Source organism: Vibrio sp. 2134-1 (assembly GCF_033339495.1).
The window spans coordinates 1-726 of the sequence record NZ_JAWOUS010000383.1 but is presented as its reverse complement, the minus strand read 5'-3'; the positions used below and the strand labels follow the sequence as shown (position 1 = coordinate 726).

1 protein-coding gene and 2 pseudogenes are annotated in these 726 nt (G+C 47.7%); all 3 read right to left on the bottom strand.

Annotated features, from left to right (window positions below; translation table 11 throughout):
• Positions 1–135, bottom strand: a pseudogene (gene envZ / locus R7R78_RS26140) (two-component system sensor histidine kinase EnvZ); the annotation flags it as partial.
• Positions 136–240: 105 nt separating this feature from the next.
• Positions 241–486, bottom strand: coding sequence for a winged helix-turn-helix domain-containing protein (locus R7R78_RS30055; RefSeq protein ID WP_318129016.1), 246 nt, complete (start codon positions 484–486; stop codon positions 241–243).
• A gap of 104 nt (positions 487–590) precedes the next feature.
• Positions 591–726 (bottom strand): annotated as a pseudogene (locus tag R7R78_RS30050) (response regulator); the annotation flags it as partial.

Here is a 726-nt window from a genome sequence, read left to right as displayed (position 1 = left end):
GAGAATTTTGTTGAACTGTTGCAGGCTTGGCATCAACGCGTAGTTAAAAACGGCGTAATAAGAAAAGACTTGGCTAGCGAGAAGCAAGGAGATGAACAGTAGAATAGATTGTGTCAGTGAACTTCGGATTCGCATGGAAATTTCCTGATGATCCTAATTGCGAAAACCTCGACCACCAAATAAGAAGGAAATTTGATGGCCGAAGTTTTAAAAACCGATTGCCGGTTAAGCGAGTAAGAATTACGACTCTTTGCCGTCTGGGACAAATACGTAACCTAAACCCCATACGGTCTGGATGTAGCGAGGTTTGCTCGGATCGTCTTCCAACATGCGGCGTAGACGAGAAATTTGTACGTCGATAGAACGCTCCATTGCCGAGTATTCACGACCACGCGCCATGTTCATCAGCTTATCACGCGACATTGGCTCACGCGCGTTGGTTACCAGTGATTTCAACACCGCAAATTCACCCGATGTTAATGGCATCGCCTCATCACCACGGAACATTTCACGCGTGCCGAGATTCAAACGAAACTCGCCAAACTCGACCACTTTTTCTTCCGTACTTGGCGCGCCCGGTAGCTCAACCGTTTGGCGACGTAAAACCGCTTTAATACGAGCGAGTAGTTCACGCGGGTTGAACGGTTTAGGTAGGTAATCGTCCGCACCAACTTCCAAACCAACAATACGGTCAACCGCGTCACCTTTTGCTGTCAGCATCAGAAT

Bases quoted from the DNA above. Each gene is read 5' to 3' on its own strand.
- R7R78_RS30055 (WP_318129016.1), bottom strand. From the start codon at position 486: ATGCCATTAACATCGGGTGAATTTGCGGTGTTGAAATCACTGGTAACC.